The organism is Paenibacillus sp. JCM 10914 (assembly GCF_001315105.1).
In the GTDB taxonomy this organism is placed as follows: Bacteria; Bacillota; Bacilli; order Paenibacillales; family Paenibacillaceae; genus Paenibacillus_AQ.
This window is the reverse complement of the sequence record NZ_BAZR01000093.1, coordinates 1-511: the sequence shown is the minus strand read 5'-3', so window position 1 is coordinate 511 and position 511 is coordinate 1. Positions and strand designations below refer to the sequence as shown.

Annotated in this window: 1 protein-coding gene; it reads left to right on the top strand. The window is 57.1% G+C overall.

Annotated features, from left to right (window positions below; genetic code table 11):
- On the top strand, nt 1-511 hold a 511-nt coding region (locus tag JCM10914_RS28175; RefSeq protein WP_158442492.1), incomplete at both ends, for a condensation domain-containing protein.

Genomic DNA, 511 nt, shown 5'->3' with positions numbered 1-511 from the left:
TCTATGTGCCGAGAATCGAGAAGACGGAGCGCGTGGGCCATATGCTGCCGCTGTCTTTTGCGCAGCAACGGCTATGGTTCTTGGACCGGCTATTGCCGGACCGGGCACTGTACAACATTCCGGGTGCGCTGTATGCCAAAGGTGAGCTAGACGCGGAGGTATTGCGTCAAAGCCTAGCCGATCTGGTGGAGCGCCATGAAGGATTGCGAAGCACGTTCACGGATGTGGACGGCAAAGCGATGCAGGTGATCCATGAAGAAATGGCGATTGCACTAGGAGTAAGCGACCTGCACATGCTCGGGGAAGAAGCGAAGCAGGAAGCCGTAAAAGAGCTCGCCCGAGCGGACGCACGAATGCCATTCGATCTGGAGCAAGGTCCGCTCTTGCGGACACATCTGGTGCAGCTGGCGGAAGAGGAGCATATCATCCTCTTCAATATGCATCACATCGTGTCGGACGGCTGGTCGATGGGCATCTTCTTGCGCGAGCTTCGGGCGCTGTATGAAGCGCA